Source organism: Ruegeria sp. HKCCA6707 (assembly GCF_013033515.1).
GTDB lineage: Bacteria > Pseudomonadota > Alphaproteobacteria > Rhodobacterales > Rhodobacteraceae > Ruegeria.
In genome coordinates this window covers 1,032,632-1,048,755 of record NZ_WQEG01000001.1, presented here as the reverse complement: position 1 = coordinate 1,048,755, position 16,124 = coordinate 1,032,632, and the positions used below count along the sequence as shown (strand labels likewise).

Genomic DNA, 16,124 nt, shown 5'->3' with positions numbered 1-16,124 from the left:
GAGCAGACATCCCCCCAGGTGGCGCGCGCAGCTGGACATCCCGCACAGCGGGTCAATGCGGCGGGTTGATCAGTGGCAGCAGATCAACCCGCCGTTTTTCTTGAAGGGGGGAGCGTTTTGAAGTGAGGCGCAAGCGAAAGGGACAGTCGTCTTGGCGCGCAGGTTTAGAGGTGAAAGCCACCATAAGGTGGACACGAAGGGCAGGGTCTCGATCCCGGCCCTGTTTCGCCGTGTGCTTGAGGCCTCTGATCCCAACTGGCAACCTGGCGGCAGCCCCGAGCTTGTGATTGTCTACGGCGGCCCCAACCGAAAATTCCTTGAATGCTATTCCATGGAGGCGATTGACGAGGTCGACGCCAAGATCGATGCATTGCCGCGCGGCTCGACTCAGCGAAAGATGTTGCAACGCATGTTCCATGGTCAGTCCTTCCCGACAACCGTGGATGAAACCGGGCGATTGGTTTTGCCGGCAAAGCTGCGCGACAAGATCGGGCTTGAGAAAGAGGCATTCTTTATCGCGGCAGGCGATACCTTCCAGATCTGGAAGCCCGAAGTCTATGAGGCAGAGGCTGAATCTGATGCGGAAGAGTGGGTCGAGGAATACTCGGAAGACTTCGATCCGATGCAATTCCTGGACGGCCCCGGAGCCTGACGGAATGGCTGCTGCGGAAACTCAAGTCGAAAAACCTCATATCCCCGTTCTGCTGCGCCCCCTGTTGGAGGCAGTCGCACCAGTTACGGGTGTCTGGCTGGATGGCACTTTTGGAGCTGGGGGGTACACACGCGGATTGCTGGAGGCCGGAGCCAGCAAAGTCATCGGCGTGGATCGTGATCCTCTGGCCTTTGAGATGGCCAAAGGCTGGGTCGCGCAATTTGGCGACAGGCTGGTTATGCAGCAGGGTGTGTTTTCGCGCATGGATGAATATGCCTCGGGTCTGGACGGTGTTGTTCTGGACCTTGGGGTGTCGTCGATGCAGCTGGATCAGGCTGAGCGCGGGTTTTCCTTCATGAAGGACGGTCCGTTGGATATGCGGATGAGTCAGGACGGACCAAGTGCTGCGGATCTGGTCAATGAAGCAGGCGAGGCCGAATTGGCAGATATCCTTTTCCACTACGGAGAGGAACGGGCCAGCCGCCGGATCGCGAAGGCTGTCATCAAGGCGCGGGCCGAAGCTCCGATCACAACCACGCTTGCCTTGGCCGAGATCATCGAATCCTGTCTGCCGCGCCCCAAACCGGGCCAGTCCCATCCCGCGACGCGCAGCTTTCAGGCGCTGCGGATTGCCGTGAACGCAGAATATGATGAGCTGTTTCAGGGGCTTATGGCGGCGGAACGTGCCTTGACGCCCGGTGGTCAATTGGCGGTGGTGACGTTCCATTCGATCGAAGATCGCATGGTCAAAAGGTTCTTTCAGGCGCGGGCAGGCAAGACTGGGCGGGCAAATCGCTATGCGCCCGAACTTGAGCAAGAGCAGCCGCAATTCACGCTCAAGACGCGCAAGGCCATTGGGCCGGATGCGCAGGAACTGCAGGATAATCCACGCGCGCGATCTGCAAAGCTGCGTGTGGCCATCAGAACTGAGGCTCCGGCGGGCGAAATTGATGCGCGCGCAATCGGCATGCCACAACTGGGGGGACGGGCAAAATGAAGAGCATTCTGTATGTATTGACCGCGTTGTCGGTGTTCGGCCTGGCGCTTTGGGCCTATCAAGAGAACTATCGTACGCAGCAAGTGGTCAAGGAGACCCAGGCGCTGCAACGGCAGATTGGGATGGCGCAGGCGCGGTTGGCGGTTTTGAACGCGGAATGGGCTTACCTGAACCGCCCCGACCGGCTGCGGGAACTGGCGGACCTGAATTTCGAACGTTTGGGACTGTTGCCTTTACGGGCCGAGCAATTCGGGCGTGCAGACAAGATCGCCTATGGTGAGGACCCTGATTTGCCTGTGGCGACCCCGGAAGAGCTGGAGGCCATCACGCGGACGCAGGCGTTAGTCGAGGTGCAAGTGCCATGACACGTACCCCGCTGCGCCCTCTGGCCCGCATTCTGGAAGCCCGTGCCAAGGGCGAAAACCCAAAGGCCATCGAGCGCGAGAATATTCGTCAGCGCCACGAAGATATGAAAGACCGCGCTCGCGCCCGGGCCGAGGGGCGTTTGCTGGTATTGGGGCTCTTTTTCTTTTGTGCTTTCAGTGTGGTTGGCGTGCGCATGGGCATGTTGGCCACGTCCGAGGCGCAAGAGCCTTTGGCCAGTGCGCAAGGGGCATCGATTGCAATGCAGCGGGCCAATATAGTCGACCGGGATGGGCGTATTCTGGCGACCAATCTGGAAACCTATTCGGTTTACGCGCAGCCGCCTTTGATGATTGATCCGGTGGCCGCAGCGGATCAGCTGGTTGCAATCTTCCCGGATCTGGAAAAAGAGCGTCTGGTCAAAGACTTCACCGGTGATCGTAAATTCCTTTGGATCAAAAAGCGGATCTCGCCCGAGCAAAAGCAGGCGGTGCATGACATCGGTGATCCCGGTATTCTGTTTGGCCCGCGCGAAATGCGGCTTTATCCCAACGGGCAATTGGCGGCGCATATTCTAGGCGGGTCCGGGTTTGGACGCGAAGGCGTCAGCGCGGCTGAGCTGATTGGCGTTGCGGGTGTAGAAAAACAGTTCGACGACTATCTGCGCGACCCGGCCAACGGCCACAAGCCGCTTCAGCTGTCGCTGGACCTGACCATTCAGGCTGCGGTCGAGCAGGTGCTCTATGGCGGCATGAAGATCATGAATGCCAAAGGCGCATCGGCCGTCCTGATGAATGCGCATACGGGCGAGGTCGTCTCGGCGGCCTCTTTGCCCTCGTTTGATCCCAACGACCGCCCGCGCCCACCGACCTCGGGCTATGATCCGTCAGACAGCCCTCTGTTCAATCGCTACGTGCAGGGCGTTTATGAGCTGGGATCGGTGTTCAAGATCTTTACCGCCGCTCAGGCGGTTGAACTGGGTCTGGTACATTCCGAAACCATCATCGATACCTCTGGCCCGATGAAGATCGGGCGCTTTCCAATTGGAGAGTTCAACGGCAAAAACTATGGCGAGATCAGCGTTGCGGATGTAATTGTCCACAGCTCGAACCGGGGAACCGGGCGGCTGGCTTTGATGATCGGGGCCAAGCGGCAGCAGAGCTTTCTGGAAACGTTGGGGATGTTTGAGCCGACACCGTTCGAGATTGTCGAAGCCAAGGGTGGAGCACCTTTGAAGCCCAAGAAATGGGGTGAGCTGAGCACCGTAACGATTTCCTATGGCCACGGGCTTTCGACCAGCCCTATGCATCTGGCGGCGGGTTATGCGGCGATTGCCAACGGGGGGCATTACGTCAGCCCGACGATCCTGCGCAAAAACGGCCCGCAATACGGCCCGCGCGTGATGTCGGCCAATGCAGCGCGGCAGTCGCAGAAGATGTTGCGCAAGGTGGTCACCGATGGCACCGCCAGTTTCGGCGATGTGCCGGGCTATGCGGTGGCGGGCAAAACCGGAACAGCGGACAAACCCAAGCCGCGCGGCGGGTACTATGATGACAAGGTGATCGCAACTTTCGCGACCTTCTTCCCGGCTTATGATCCGCAATATGTACTGGTCGTCACGTTGGACGAACCGTCGATTGTGGCGCATGGTGAAAAGCGTCGCACGGCGGGGTGGACTGCGGTGCCAGTGGCCTCGGAACTGATCGGGCGCATAGCGCCACTTTTGGGGCTGCGTCCCCGGCTTGAGCCTGAGGCGGGCGCTGCTATAACGCTGACCTCAAATTAGGCTGTCTGACACGAGGTGGGCATGGGCAAACAGTCAAAGAAACTCAGCCAACTGGCCCTGACCGCGCGCGCAGGGGCGAACCCGCAGATCACCGGTCTGGCCGTTGACAGCCGCGATGTGCAAGACGGCTTTTTGTTTGCGGCATTGCCTGGAACCCGCGTGCATGGTGGGGAGTTCATCCAATACGCCTTGCGCATGGGGGCTGCGGCGATTCTGACCGATGCGGAAGGGGCCGAAATCGCCGCTGCAGAGCTGGCCGGATCTGAGGCTGCGTTAGTTGTTGTCGAGGATCCTCGACAAGCTTTGGCGGGTGCGGCGGCCCTTTGGTTCGGGGCGCAACCGCAAACGATTGTGGCCGTGACCGGCACCAACGGAAAAACATCGGTGGCCAGTTTCGTGCGCCAGATCTGGGCCGAGTTGGATCACAAGGCCGTCAATCTGGGCACCACTGGTGTCGAAGGCGCCTGGACCGCACCTTTGGCCCACACGACGCCCGAGCCTATTACGCTGCATCGTTGCCTGGCTGAAGCCGCCCAAAACGGTGTCACCCATGCTGCGATGGAGGCATCTTCGCACGGGTTGGAACAGCGACGGTTGGACGGTGTGCATCTGACAGCCGCAGGGTTTTCGAACTTTACGCAGGATCATCTGGACTATCACGAAACGTTTGAGGCGTATTTCCAGGCCAAGGCGGGCCTGTTTGATCGGGTTCTGCCGCAAGAGGGCACGGCTGTGATCAACATGAGCGACCCGAAGGGCGCCCAAGTCCGCCGCATTGCCGAAGCGCGGGGTCAGCAGGTGTTGACGGTTGGGCTGGGTGAGGCGGACCTGTGTCTGCTCAATCAGCGCTTTGATGCAACCGGGCAAGATCTGAGGTTTTCCTGGCAAGGTAAGGTGTTTCAGACCCGTCTGAACTTGATCGGCGGGTTTCAGGCTGAAAACGTGCTGCTGGCCTGTGGACTGGTGATCGCCAGCGGTGATGAGCCTCAGCATGTCTTTGACACGCTCCCGCATCTGAAAACGGTGCGCGGTCGGATGCAGCTTGCCGCCACGCGGGAAAATGGCGCGGCAGTTTTTGTCGATTATGCCCATACGCCTGACGCGCTTGCCACTGCCTTGCGCGCCATGCGTCCGCATGTGATGGGCCGGTTGATTGCGATTGTGGGCGCGGGCGGCGACCGCGATGCCACCAAGCGGCCTTTGATGGGGCAGGCAGCTGCGGCGAATGCGGATGTGGTTTTTGTCACCGACGACAACCCACGCAGCGAAGATCCCGCAGCAATCCGCTCAGCAGTGATGTTGGGCGCGCCTGAAGCAACCGAAGTGGGCGACCGGGCCGAGGCGATCCTGCGCGGCGTAGACGCGCTGCAACCCGGTGACGCATTACTTATTGCGGGAAAAGGCCATGAGACCGGGCAGATTGTCGGCGATCAGGTTTTGCCCTTTGATGATGTCGAACAGGCCAGCATCGCCGTTGCAGCGCTGGACGGGAGGGTGGCATGACGCTTTGGACAGCGGCAGAGGCCGCCGCGGCAACCGGTGGGCGCGCTACCGGCAACTGGGTCGCCAACGGCGTGTCGATCGATACGCGCACATTACAACCCGGAGATATTTTTGTGGCGCTCAAGGCGGCCCGTGACGGGCATGATTTCGTGGCACAAGCGCTTGAGAAGGGCGCGGGTGCGGCCTTGGTTTCATATGTTCCTGATGGTGTTGATGAGACCGCGCCATTGCTGATCGTTGAGGATGTGCAGGCCGGGCTGGAGGCTTTGGGCCAAGCCGCGCGCGCGCGCTGTTCGGCACGCGTGGTCGGTGTGACTGGCAGCGTTGGCAAGACCTCAACCAAGGAAATGCTGGCCACCATTTTGGAAACGCAAGGCGCGACACATGCCAGCGTGGCCAGTTACAATAACCACTGGGGTGTGCCGCTGACATTGGCCCGGATGCCGCGCGAGACAGAGTTTGCGGTGATCGAGATCGGCATGAACCACCCCGGGGAAATCGCACCCCTCGCCAAACAGGCGCGCCCGCATGTGGCTTTGGTCACGACAGTGGCGGCGGTTCATCTTGAGGCGTTCGACTCGGTGGCCGGTATTGCCCGCGAAAAGGCAGCCATCTTTGATGGGTTGGTCGCAGGCGGAACGGCCGTTGTTAACGCAGATATAGAGCATGCCGGTATCGTGCGCGACCATGCCCTCGGTTGCGGCGCGAAGGTCGTGGAATTTGGGCGTAGTGCGGCTGACTATACGTTGCTGGACGTCGCGCAATCCGACACCGCTGTCGCTGCGGACGCTAGAGTAGGTGACACAGAGATCACCTTTGAAGTTCAGTCTGCGGGCACGCATTTCGCGATGAACGCCCTAGGCACGCTGGCCGCCTGTGTCGAACTGGGCGTAGATCTGGAGCAGGCCATAGAAGGTCTGCGGGCATGGGCTCCGGTCAAAGGGCGCGGCGTGCGCGAGGTTGTTTCGCTTTCAAACGGTGGATCCCTTGAGCTGTTGGATGACAGCTACAATGCCAACCCAACGTCGATGGCTGCTGCGTTGGATGTGCTGGCTGCGGCGAAAGGTGCGCGCAGGATTGCTTTCATCGGCGACATGAAAGAGCTCGGGCCGGATGAAATGCAAATGCACGCGGCGTTAGCCGATATTGATGCCATCGCGAGTGTCGATCAGGTGCATTGCATCGGGCCCTTGATGCAGGCGCTGCATCAGGCTTTGCCGGAAAACAAGCGCGGGAAGTGGTCTGAAACCAGCCAGGACATGGCTTGCCACCTTCCCGAACTGATCCGGGACGGCGATGTTGTGCTGGCCAAGGGCTCGCTCAGCATGGCGCTGGCGCATATTGTTGACGGTCTTCGGAAATTGGGGCAAGGGAGCGCGCCTGAGGCGTAGGCGCTTTGTGAGAGAGGTTTTGTAATGCTGTATTGGTTGACCGCCCTGTCGGACGGGGGCGATTTCTGGAACCTCTTTCGCTATATCACCTTCCGCGCTGGCGGAGCATTTCTGACGGCGCTGGTGTTTGGATTTATCTTTGGAAAACCTCTGATCAATGTGCTGCGCCGCAAACAGGGCAAAGGCCAGCCGATCCGGGATGACGGGCCAGAGGGCCATTTCTCCAAGGCTGGTACACCTACCATGGGCGGTTTGCTGATCGTTGGCGCGTTGGTCACGTCCACGCTGGTCTGGGCGCGATGGGATAACCCTTATGTCTGGATGGTTCTTTTTGTGACCCTGGCCTATGCGGGTATCGGTTTTGCCGATGACTATGCCAAAGTGTCGAAGCAAAACACCAAAGGTGTGTCCAGCCGGATGCGCCTGGCGCTGGGGGTAGTAATCGCGGTCTTGGCCTCGCTTTGGGCAACGTTTCATCACCCCGAAGCGCTGCAAAACCAGTTGGCTGTACCTGTGCTAAAGGACACGCTGGTCAATCTGGGACTGTTCTATATTCCGTTTGCGATTGTCGTAATCGTCGGAGCTGCGAATGCGGTGAACCTGACCGACGGCCTGGATGGGTTGGCCATCATGCCTGCGATGATCGCGGCCTCAACGCTAGGGGTCATCGCCTATGCTGTGGGGCGTGTGGACTTTACCGAATATCTAGATGTGCATTACGTGCCGGGGACGGGTGAGATCTTCATTTTCACCTCGGCCCTGTTTGGGGCAGGTCTGGGCTTTTTGTGGTACAATGCGCCACCGGCGGCGGTTTTCATGGGCGATACCGGATCTTTGGCGCTTGGAGGGGCATTGGGAGCGATCGCGGTCGCAACCAAACATGAGTTGGTTTTGGCCGTTGTCGGCGGGCTTTTTGTGGTCGAAGCGCTGAGCGTGATCATTCAAGTGCTCTATTTCAAGAGTACGGGAAAACGGGTGTTTTTGATGGCACCGATCCATCATCATTATGAAAAGAAGGGCTGGGCCGAACCCACAATCGTGATCCGTTTCTGGATTGTATCGCTGATCCTGGCGATGATCGGTTTGGCGACACTTAAAGTCAGGTAGCGCTCCCGCCAGGTTCGGCGAACCTTCGGTTCACCTGCCACCTGTTGGGCCCGGCTCGCGAAGATGCGCGAGCCTTTTTGTGCCTCTTGCCATTGTGGAATTCCTGAGTGCAGTGTGGCGCAACATCAAAGAAGCGATCGGGGTGAAGCAGAATGATCCCAGCGAAAGGGTATTCCGGACAGAAGGTTGCTGTACTGGGGTTGGGCCGTTCGGGCCTGGCGGCTGCGCGCGCGCTGCGGGCAGGCGGGGCAGAGCCCGTCTGTTGGGATGACAACCCTGCGGCCCGTGAAGCTGCGGAAGAGGATGGGCTGGTTTGTGTTGATCTGCGGCGCTCGGGCGCATTTGACGATGTCTCTGCTTTGATTGTGTCTCCCGGCATTCCGCATCTTTACCCGCAGCCCAATCCAATTGTCACCGCAGCCCTTGAGGCCGGGGTGCCAGTGGATAATGATATCGGGTTGTTTTTCCGGTCCTTCGCAGGCCCGGATTGGCATCAGTTCGATACACCCCCTAGGGTGATCGCGGTTACCGGCTCGAACGGGAAATCCACCACGGCGGCATTGATCCACCATATCCTGAACGAGGCTGGGCGTCCGGTCCAGTTGGCCGGCAATATCGGGCGCGGGGTGCTGGATATTGAGCCGGGTGAGGACGGGTCGGTCGTGGTGCTGGAACTGAGCAGTTACCAAACCGAGCTGGCGCGCGCCCTGACCCCGGATGTGGCGGTGTTCACCAACCTGTCGCCGGATCATCTGGATCGCCACGGCGGTATGGGTGGCTATTTCGCGGCCAAGAGGCGTTTGTTCGCCGAAGGTGGGCCGGACCGGGCCATCATTGGCGTCGATGAAAACGAAGGCGCATTTCTAGCCGGTCAACTGGCGGAGGGCCCTTCCGATGATCGGGTTATCCGTCTGTCAGTGACACGAAAGCTGACCGGTCCCGGGTGGCAGGTCTTTGCCCGTAAAGGGTTCTTGTCGGAATACCGCAAGGGGCGGCAGACCGGTGCGATTGACCTGCGCGAAATAAAGAGCCTGCCGGGCAGCCATAACCACCAGAATGCCTGCGCCGCCTATGCGGCCTGCCGCGCGCTTGGATTGGCACCGCGCGTGATCGAAGATGCGCTGCACAGTTATCCCGGCCTGCCGCATCGCAGCCAGATCATCGCCGAAGCTGGCGGTGTTACCTATGTCAACGACTCCAAAGCCACCAATGTGGACAGCGCGGTCAAAGCGTTGAGCGCGTTCAAGAAGATCCGCTGGATTTGCGGTGGGTTGGAGAAAGAAGGTGGGCTTGATGCTCTGCAAGACGCGACGGGCGCGGTCATCAAGGCCTATGTGATCGGCCGTGAAGCCGCAGGATTTGCGATGCAGCTGGGCGTTGAGAGCGCTGTTTGCACGACGATGGAGGCCGCTGTCGCACAAGCCATGGCCGATGCAGAACCGGGTGATGTTGTGCTGTTGGCCCCGGCGGCGGCAAGTTTTGACCAATATGACAACTTTGAGCAGCGCGGCGATGATTTCGTCTCGCGAGTGCAAGAGGGCCTAGAATAACGGGCAGGTTGCATTTGGTCACTGGTTCGGCAAGTCTGTAGACCAGATTGCTTGATGTCGTGCAGGCAGACATTACATACCTTTGGCTGAAGAAAGAGGTTCTGAAAATGCTTACCCGTAAATCTGCTTTGATCCTCCCGGTCTTGTTGATGGCTGCGGCCTGCACAAATGTGGGCGCCAATTATCAGCCGATTGTCGACGGCCCAGTTGGTCCGAACTACAACGCGGATCTCGCTCAATGTCAGGCGCTGGCACGGACGCAGCCCACCGTGGACGGCAATACCGCCGGAGCGGCGGCGATTGGTGCAGCAGGCGCTGCGGGAACCAAGGCCATCATTGACGACAGCGCAAGCGATCTGGGGCGTGCTGCTGTTGCCGGTGCCTTGGTGGGTGCAGGAGCCAGCGCTCTGCAAAACACCCAAAACCAGGAAGTCATCGTACGCAATTGCATGCGCGGTCGCGGTTATAACGTCGTCGGCTGACGGGCAGCAATTGCAGTTCCAGCGGCATAACCCGACGACCAAGCCCACTGGAAGTTGTAGCCTCCGAGCCAACCGGTAACATCCACCGCTTCGCCAATTGCAAAGAGGCCAGGGACTTCCTTGGCCTCCATTGTTTTGGACGACAGCCCATCGGTATCGATCCCGCCAAGCGTTACCTCGGCCGTGCGGTAGCCTTCGGTGCCAGAGGGCGTTAGCTGCCAATTCGACAACGTATCAGCAAGCGACCACAGGGCAGCGTCCGATTGATCAGCGAGATTGCCTTGCATTTTGATGCTTCGGCTGAGGTGTTCGACCAGACGCGCTGGTAGGTGTTTTGCCAATTCGGTGGTCAGCGCCTTGCGGCCCGAGGCCTGCCTGTCCCGACGTAGAATATCAACCAACGGAAGGTCGGCCAGCAGGTTGACGCATATGGGCTCGCCTTCCCGCCAATAGGACGAAAGCTGCAGCACGGCAGGGCCGCTGAGCCCGCGATGAGTAAAAAGCAATGCTTCGTCAAAGCTGGTGCGTTGATTGGATAAGCGGACGGGCAGGGACACGCCGGACAATTCTTTGAACCGACCGTCAGTGAAGGTAAACGGCACCAATGCCGCGCGTGTGTCCGTGACGTTCAAGCCAAACTGGCGCGCAATGTCATAAGCCAAACCGCTGGCGCCCATTTTCGGGATGGATTTGCCCCCGGTCGCCAGCACCAGGTTCCTGCAAATCAGGCTATGGGACTGGCCGTCTTTTTCGACGTCGAGCGCAAACCCCGTTTCGAGTTTGCGCAAGCCACGCACCGAAGTTTGTAGCCAGATTAGAGCGCCTGCGCGCTCCATCTCGGCCAAAAGCATCGAAATGATCTGTTTCGATGAGCCGTCACAGAACAACTGTCCCAGCGTCTTCTCATGCCATGCGATACCATGCTGATCGACCAGATCGATGAAATCCCATTGCGTATACCGCGCCAGTGCTGATTTGCAGAAATGCGGGTTCTTCGACAGAAAATTCGATGGCCCCGCGTAAAGGTTGGTGAAATTGCACCGCCCGCCTCCAGAAATACGGATCTTTTCACCTGGTGCTTTTGCGTGGTCGATCACCAGCGTGCGTCCACCGCTGTGTGCGCAGCACATTAGGCCGGCAGCACCGGCGCCAAGTATGATTGTGTCGAACATCATGAAAAGGCCCATGGCGCGGAATGACGGCGATGACAAGGGGTAGAACCTGCGCGAATACGCTTAGTCAGGATCCGGGCCATCTTGGCGACAGATCGAATACAGGCATCCATACGACAGTCATTGAAAAATCTGACGCCGTGCTTGACCTCGCACCCGAAGGCCAGCAAGTTGCAGCCCACGCTTGGGTGATATGCGCCAGAGTAAGAGGGTTTTCAGTTATGCCAACGCCTGTCTTCGGAGCTTTTCGCAGCGACACGACATTGTCCAACGCAGGCGCGTCGACAGCTGTGGTCGGGTCGACCTTCGAAATCTCGGCCTACAGCCAGATTGATATCGACACTGGTGTGGACCCGACGATTTTTGCCGGTGACAGCGTTTCGAACGAAACCGCCAACGACCCGACGCAGACTTACCTTGGCGAAACGATTTTCTGGGACTTCACCGTTACCGTGACGGATGGAACCAATACGTACGAGATCGGCTTTTTTGACTACGATATCGACGGGGACGGAAATTCGATCGGCGTAGATGCCGAAGACGCGTTCTTCATGGGTTTCATTGGTGGAACGGTGCCGCCGTTGAACACCACGTTGACGATCACGGCGATTATCGACAATGGCCCGAGCATCGACATCGATACCGTTGTCCCCTGTTTTACGGCGGGCACGCTGATCGAGACGGCAGAGGGTCCCAAACCGGTCGAAACGCTTTGCCCTGGTGACGCAGTCATGACGCTGGACAACGGCCCGCAAGTGATCCGCTGGATCGGGTCGCGGCAGTTGGACAGCATCGACCTGCACGCCAAGCCGAAGCTACGGCCTATTTGCATCGCACAGGGCGCGTTGGGCGGCGGTTTTCCCAAACGGGATCTTCGGGTCTCACCGCAGCACCGGATGCTGGTCCGTTCACCGATTGCAGTCAGAATGTTTGCGAAATCCGAAGTGCTGATCCCGGCGATCAAACTGATCGACATCCCCGGCGTCTCGATTGATGAACAGACCTCTGCAGTCAGCTATTTTCACATCCTGTTTGACCACCACGAGATCATCTTTGCCGAAGGTGCACCTTGCGAAAGCTTGTATCTGGGCAGCGAAGCCCGCAAAGCAGTCGGGGATGCGTCAATCTCGGAAATTGCGGAATTGTTCCCCGAGCTTTTGGCTGAAGATTTTTCACCTGAAACCGCGCGGCTGGTCCCTCATAAGGGGCGCGAGATGCGTGCGTTGGTCAACCGTCACGTGAAGAACAGCAAACCTATCCTCTCTTAGGGTCGAGGCCATGCGCTGAACGCGATAGAGCACTGCGTCGACCGGCGGAAATCCCCCCGGATGCCCCTTATTCTACTGGCCTGAACAAGATTTTCGCGATACACTTTCAGTCAGACCCCGAAAACGGGGCGTGAACGAGGCAGAAAGTGGCGGTATCTCATGACTGAGATGGTGTATGGCGCGGTCCAGAACCAGCGCGGCGAACCGATTCTACCAAAATGGTGGCGCACAATTGATCGCTGGACGATGACATGCGTCCTGATCCTGTTTGCCATCGGGCTGCTCTTGGGTCTGGCCTCATCTCCGCCGCTGGCAGGTCGCAACGGGTTTGATCCTTTCCACTATGTCGAGCGGCAGGCCTTCTTCGGCATTCTGGCTTTGATCGCGATGCTGTTGACCTCGATGATGTCGCCCACTTTGGTGCGGCGTCTGGCTGTGCTGGGCTTTCTCGCAGCCTTTGTTGCTTTGGCCTTTTTGCCCATTTTCGGGACGGATTTTGGCAAAGGCGCGGTGCGTTGGTATTCGCTGGGCTTTGCATCGTTGCAACCGTCTGAGTTTCTGAAACCGGGGTTCATTGTTGTTGCGGCGTGGCTTTTGGCTGCCTCGCAGGAAATCAACGGTCCACCGGGACGGTTGTGGTCGTTTGCGCTGTGTATGGCGATTGTTGGGATGCTGGTCATGCAACCGGATTTCGGTCAAGCCTGCCTGATCCTCTTTGGTTGGGGCGTGATGTATTTCGTCGCCGGTGCACCGATGCTGTTGCTGGTGGGTATGGCGGGCGTCGTGGTTTTGGCCGGGATGTTCGCTTATTCCAACTCGGAACACTTCGCCCGCCGCATCGACGGCTTTCTGAACCAGGAGGTCGATCCGACCACCCAGCTGGGATATGCCACCAACGCAATTCGTGAGGGCGGGCTGTTCGGTGTGGGTGTGGGCGAGGGGCAGGTGAAATGGTCGCTGCCTGACGCGCATACCGATTTCATCATCGCCGTTGCCGCCGAGGAATACGGTTTGATCCTCGTGCTGATTATCATCGCGCTTTATTCGATCATCGTGGTGCGCTCCTTGCTGCGCCTGATGCGTGAACGCGACATGTTCATCCGTCTGGCCGGGACCGGTCTGGCGTGTATGTTCGGCGTTCAGGCGATGATCAATATGGGGGTTGCCGTGCGCTTGTTGCCGGCCAAGGGTATGACGCTGCCCTTTGTCAGCTATGGCGGGTCCTCATTGATTGCGGGTGGAATCGCAGTGGGCATGTTGCTGGCGTTTACTCGTATCCGCCCGCAGGGCGAGCTGGGTGACATTTTGCGCGGACGAGGGTGATGGCGGCACCGTACCTTTTGATCGCAGCCGGAGGCACAGGCGGGCATATGTTCCCGGCCCAGGCGCTGGCCGAGGCGATGTTGCAAAAGGGATGGCGTGTGCGCCTGTCAACCGACGAGCGCGGCGCGCGCTATACTGGTGCATTCCCACCAGCGACCGAGATCGTCGAGGCATCCTCAGCCACATTCGCCCGGGGCGGAGTGGTGGCCAAGCTGATGGTCGGTCCCAAGATCGCAGCCGGGGCCAGTGGGATGGTAGCGCAGATGATGCGGGACAAGCCGGATGTGGTTGTGGGCTTTGGCGGCTATCCGTCCATTCCCGCTCTGGCCGCCGCGACTTTGCTCAAGATCCCGCGCATGATCCACGAACAGAACGGTGTACTGGGTCGGGTCAATCAGCTGTTCGCGTCACGTGTTGCCCAAGTGGCCTGTGGTGTCTGGCCCACCGATCTGCCCGACGGGGCCAAAGGCGTTCACACCGGCAACCCGGTGCGTGGCGCTGTTTTGGAACGCGCCGAGGCGGGCTATATCCCGCCCGGTGACTATCCGATGTCGGTTCTGGTCATGGGCGGCTCGCAAGGCGCGCGCATCCTCAGCGACATTGTGCCCGGCGCGATAGCAGCCCTGCCCGAAGGCTTGCGCAGCCACATTCGTGTGGCCCATCAGGCACGCGAGGAAGATGGTGCGCGGGTCACAGCTTTCTACAACGACCACAACATTCGAGCTGAGGTGAAGCCATTCTTTGACAACGTCCCGCGACGTATGTCCGATGCGCAGCTTGTCATCTCGCGCGCAGGGGCGTCCAGCGTCGCCGATATCTCTGTCATCGGGCGGCCCTCGATTTTGATTCCGTTTGCCGCTGCCGCAGGCGATCACCAAACCGCGAACGCGCGCGGGTTGGTTCAGGCAGGGGCTGCGATCATGATCCCTGAAAATGCACTTGACGTTCCCGCGTTGACCGCGCAAATCGCGCTGGTTCTGAATAACCCCAAAGCCGCGCAAAAAATGGCCCATGCTGCCCTGTCGGTTGGGGCGCCTGACGCAACCGAGCGCCTGGTCGCTCTTGTCGAACAGCTGGCGCAGAAGGAGAGCACATGAATCCTGCAACCAAACTGCCGCAAGATGTGGGGCCGATCCATTTTGTCGGGATCGGCGGGATCGGGATGTCCGGCATCGCGGAGGTTCTGCTCAACCTGGGCTATCAGGTCAGGGGCTCGGATCTGAAAGCGTCCAAGATTACAGACAGGCTTGCTGGTTTGGGGGCCGAGATATTCGTCGGTCAAAAGGCCGAGAATCTGGAAGGCGCAGCCGTCGTCGTCGTGTCGACCGCGATCAAGCCAGGAAACCCGGAACTGGACGAAGCGCGCAGGCAGGGCCTGCCGGTGGTGCGCCGCGCCGATATGCTGGCAGAGCTGATGCGCCTGAAATCGAATATCGCGATTGCGGGGACACACGGCAAAACCACCACCACCACCATGATGGCCGAGCTCATGGTCGCCGGAGACTTTGACCCTACTGTCATCAATGGCGGCATCATCCATGCTTATGGCTCGAACGCGCGCATGGGGCAGGGTGAATGGATGGTGGTCGAAGCCGATGAGAGCGACGGCTCGTTCAATCGCCTGCCCGCGACCATTGCCATCGTCACCAATATCGACCCCGAGCATATGGAGCATTGGGGCGATTTCGACAGGCTGCGCGACGGGTTTCACGAGTTTGTCTCGAACCTTCCATTCTATGGCCTGGCTGTCTGTTGCACGGATCATGCCGAGGTTCAGACGCTGGTGGGCCGGATCACCGACCGCCGCGTGCGCACCTATGGGTTCAATGCGCAGGCTGATGTGCGTGCCGAAAACCTGACCTATAAGGGGGGCGTCGCGCATTTCGACATCCATCTGCAATACGAAGACAAGGTAATTGAAGGCTGCACTCTGCCGATGCCCGGCGATCACAACGTCTCGAACGCACTGTCAGCGGTGGCTGTGGCCCGTCATCTAGGGATGAAAACGGCCGAGATCCGCGACGCGCTTGCCAATTTTGGGGGCGTCAACCGACGCTTTACCAAAGTCGGCGAGGTCGAGGGTGTCACCATCATCGACGATTACGGCCACCACCCGGTTGAGATTGCAGCGGTGCTGAAAGCCGCCCGTCAAGCGACCGAGGGTCGTGTGATCGCCGTGCATCAACCGCATCGATATTCGCGCCTGTCCAACCTGTTTGATGATTTCTGCACCTGTTTCAACGACGCCGATGTGGTCGCCATAGCCGAGGTTTTTGCCGCGGGCGAAGACCCAATCGACGGCGCCAGCCGGGACGGTCTGGTTCAGGGTCTAATTCGCCACGGCCACCGCCATGCGCGGGCCTTGCTGGACGAAAACGATCTGGAACGTTTGGTGCGCGAACAAGCACGTCCGGGCGACATGGTCGTGTGTCTGGGTGCTGGTACGATCAGCGCTTGGGCCAACGCTCTGCCTGATCGTTTGCTGCGTAAAGAGGCGGTCTGATCTGACCCGAATGTAGCGCAACTGCTT

The 16,124-nt window shown here is 59.3% G+C and carries 14 protein-coding genes; 13 read left to right on the top strand and 1 reads right to left on the bottom strand.

Features of this window, described 5'->3' with window-relative positions:
- Nucleotides 1–187: 187 nt before the first annotated feature.
- From mraZ to GOW40_RS05065, 9 genes are all read left to right on the top strand, one after another.
- Nucleotides 188–652 carry a division/cell wall cluster transcriptional repressor MraZ gene (mraZ, locus tag GOW40_RS05105; protein ID WP_371731809.1) on the top strand — a complete coding sequence of 155 codons (465 nt, stop codon included), beginning with the start codon at nucleotides 188–190 and terminating at the stop codon, nucleotides 650–652.
- Between the two features lie 4 nt (nucleotides 653–656).
- Nucleotides 657–1,649, top strand: coding sequence for a 16S rRNA (cytosine(1402)-N(4))-methyltransferase RsmH (rsmH, locus tag GOW40_RS05100; protein WP_171128033.1), 993 nt, complete (start codon nucleotides 657–659; stop codon nucleotides 1,647–1,649).
- A complete protein-coding gene (locus GOW40_RS05095) occupies nucleotides 1,646–2,014 on the top strand; it encodes a cell division protein FtsL (RefSeq protein WP_171096824.1) in 369 nt (122 codons plus the stop codon). Before rsmH ends, GOW40_RS05095 begins: the two co-directional genes overlap by 4 nt.
- Nucleotides 2,011–3,798: a penicillin-binding protein 2 gene (locus GOW40_RS05090; protein WP_171136559.1), complete on the top strand. Its 1,788-nt coding sequence runs from the start codon at nucleotides 2,011–2,013 to the stop codon at nucleotides 3,796–3,798. Before GOW40_RS05095 ends, GOW40_RS05090 begins: the two co-directional genes overlap by 4 nt.
- A gap of 21 nt (nucleotides 3,799–3,819) precedes the next feature.
- A complete protein-coding gene (locus GOW40_RS05085; protein ID WP_171128036.1) occupies nucleotides 3,820–5,301 on the top strand; it encodes a UDP-N-acetylmuramoyl-L-alanyl-D-glutamate--2,6-diaminopimelate ligase in 1,482 nt (493 codons plus the stop codon).
- Nucleotides 5,298–6,692, top strand: a complete 1,395-nt coding sequence (gene murF / locus GOW40_RS05080; protein WP_171128038.1) for a UDP-N-acetylmuramoyl-tripeptide--D-alanyl-D-alanine ligase — start codon at nucleotides 5,298–5,300, stop codon at nucleotides 6,690–6,692. Before GOW40_RS05085 ends, murF begins: the two co-directional genes overlap by 4 nt.
- A 24-nt stretch (nucleotides 6,693–6,716) precedes the next feature.
- Complete coding sequence (mraY, locus tag GOW40_RS05075) at nucleotides 6,717–7,799, top strand: phospho-N-acetylmuramoyl-pentapeptide-transferase (RefSeq protein WP_171128041.1); 1,083 nt, start codon at nucleotides 6,717–6,719, stop codon at nucleotides 7,797–7,799.
- A 152-nt stretch (nucleotides 7,800–7,951) separates the two neighbouring features.
- Nucleotides 7,952–9,349 (top strand): UDP-N-acetylmuramoyl-L-alanine--D-glutamate ligase, encoded by a 1,398-nt coding sequence (gene murD, locus GOW40_RS05070; RefSeq protein ID WP_171128042.1) that lies wholly within the window; start codon nucleotides 7,952–7,954, stop codon nucleotides 9,347–9,349.
- Nucleotides 9,350–9,456: 107 nt separating this feature from the next.
- Nucleotides 9,457–9,831: a glycine zipper family protein gene (locus GOW40_RS05065; RefSeq protein WP_254444265.1), complete on the top strand. Its 375-nt coding sequence runs from the start codon at nucleotides 9,457–9,459 to the stop codon at nucleotides 9,829–9,831.
- On the opposite strand, the gene GOW40_RS05060 is transcribed toward GOW40_RS05065, so the two are convergent.
- Nucleotides 9,813–11,006, bottom strand: coding sequence for an NAD(P)/FAD-dependent oxidoreductase (locus tag GOW40_RS05060; RefSeq protein ID WP_171130391.1), 1,194 nt, complete (start codon nucleotides 11,004–11,006; stop codon nucleotides 9,813–9,815). The two genes, GOW40_RS05065 and GOW40_RS05060, sit on opposite strands and share 19 nt — an antisense overlap.
- Before the next feature lie 218 nt (nucleotides 11,007–11,224).
- Between GOW40_RS05060 and GOW40_RS05055 the strand changes: the two genes are divergently transcribed.
- The 4 genes from GOW40_RS05055 (at nucleotide 11,225) to murC (ending at nucleotide 16,097) form a co-directional block, all read left to right on the top strand.
- On the top strand, nucleotides 11,225–12,271 hold the full coding sequence (locus GOW40_RS05055; RefSeq protein ID WP_171128044.1) for a Hint domain-containing protein: 1,047 nt from the start codon (nucleotides 11,225–11,227) through the stop codon (nucleotides 12,269–12,271).
- Nucleotides 12,272–12,430: 159 nt separating this feature from the next.
- Nucleotides 12,431–13,594: a putative lipid II flippase FtsW gene (ftsW, locus tag GOW40_RS05050; RefSeq protein ID WP_171128046.1), complete on the top strand. Its 1,164-nt coding sequence runs from the start codon at nucleotides 12,431–12,433 to the stop codon at nucleotides 13,592–13,594.
- Nucleotides 13,594–14,691 carry a UDP-N-acetylglucosamine--N-acetylmuramyl-(pentapeptide) pyrophosphoryl-undecaprenol N-acetylglucosamine transferase gene (locus tag GOW40_RS05045; RefSeq protein ID WP_171128048.1) on the top strand — a complete coding sequence of 366 codons (1,098 nt, stop codon included), beginning with the start codon at nucleotides 13,594–13,596 and terminating at the stop codon, nucleotides 14,689–14,691. The genes ftsW and GOW40_RS05045 overlap by 1 nt, the downstream gene beginning before the upstream one ends.
- Nucleotides 14,688–16,097: a UDP-N-acetylmuramate--L-alanine ligase gene (gene murC / locus GOW40_RS05040; protein ID WP_171128050.1), complete on the top strand. Its 1,410-nt coding sequence runs from the start codon at nucleotides 14,688–14,690 to the stop codon at nucleotides 16,095–16,097. Before GOW40_RS05045 ends, murC begins: the two co-directional genes overlap by 4 nt.
- The last annotated feature ends 27 nt before the right edge of the window (nucleotides 16,098–16,124 follow it).

Excerpts from the sequence above, each read along its gene's own strand:
- rsmH (WP_171128033.1), top strand. The coding sequence starts at position 657 with ATGGCTGCTGCGGAAACTCAAGTCGAAAAACCTCATATCCCCGTTCTG.
- GOW40_RS05095 (WP_171096824.1), top strand. The coding sequence starts at position 1,646 with ATGAAGAGCATTCTGTATGTATTGACCGCGTTGTCGGTGTTCGGCCTG.
- GOW40_RS05090 (WP_171136559.1), top strand. The coding sequence starts at position 2,011 with ATGACACGTACCCCGCTGCGCCCTCTGGCCCGCATTCTGGAAGCCCGT.
- GOW40_RS05085 (WP_171128036.1), top strand. The coding sequence starts at position 3,820 with ATGGGCAAACAGTCAAAGAAACTCAGCCAACTGGCCCTGACCGCGCGC.
- murF (WP_171128038.1), top strand. The coding sequence starts at position 5,298 with ATGACGCTTTGGACAGCGGCAGAGGCCGCCGCGGCAACCGGTGGGCGC.
- mraY (WP_171128041.1), top strand. The coding sequence starts at position 6,717 with ATGCTGTATTGGTTGACCGCCCTGTCGGACGGGGGCGATTTCTGGAAC.
- murD (WP_171128042.1), top strand. The coding sequence starts at position 7,952 with ATGATCCCAGCGAAAGGGTATTCCGGACAGAAGGTTGCTGTACTGGGG.
- GOW40_RS05065 (WP_254444265.1), top strand. The coding sequence starts at position 9,457 with ATGCTTACCCGTAAATCTGCTTTGATCCTCCCGGTCTTGTTGATGGCT.
- GOW40_RS05060 (WP_171130391.1), bottom strand. The coding sequence starts at position 11,006 with ATGATGTTCGACACAATCATACTTGGCGCCGGTGCTGCCGGCCTAATG.
- GOW40_RS05055 (WP_171128044.1), top strand. The coding sequence starts at position 11,225 with ATGCCAACGCCTGTCTTCGGAGCTTTTCGCAGCGACACGACATTGTCC.
- ftsW (WP_171128046.1), top strand. The coding sequence starts at position 12,431 with ATGACTGAGATGGTGTATGGCGCGGTCCAGAACCAGCGCGGCGAACCG.
- GOW40_RS05045 (WP_171128048.1), top strand. The coding sequence starts at position 13,594 with ATGGCGGCACCGTACCTTTTGATCGCAGCCGGAGGCACAGGCGGGCAT.
- murC (WP_171128050.1), top strand. The coding sequence starts at position 14,688 with ATGAATCCTGCAACCAAACTGCCGCAAGATGTGGGGCCGATCCATTTT.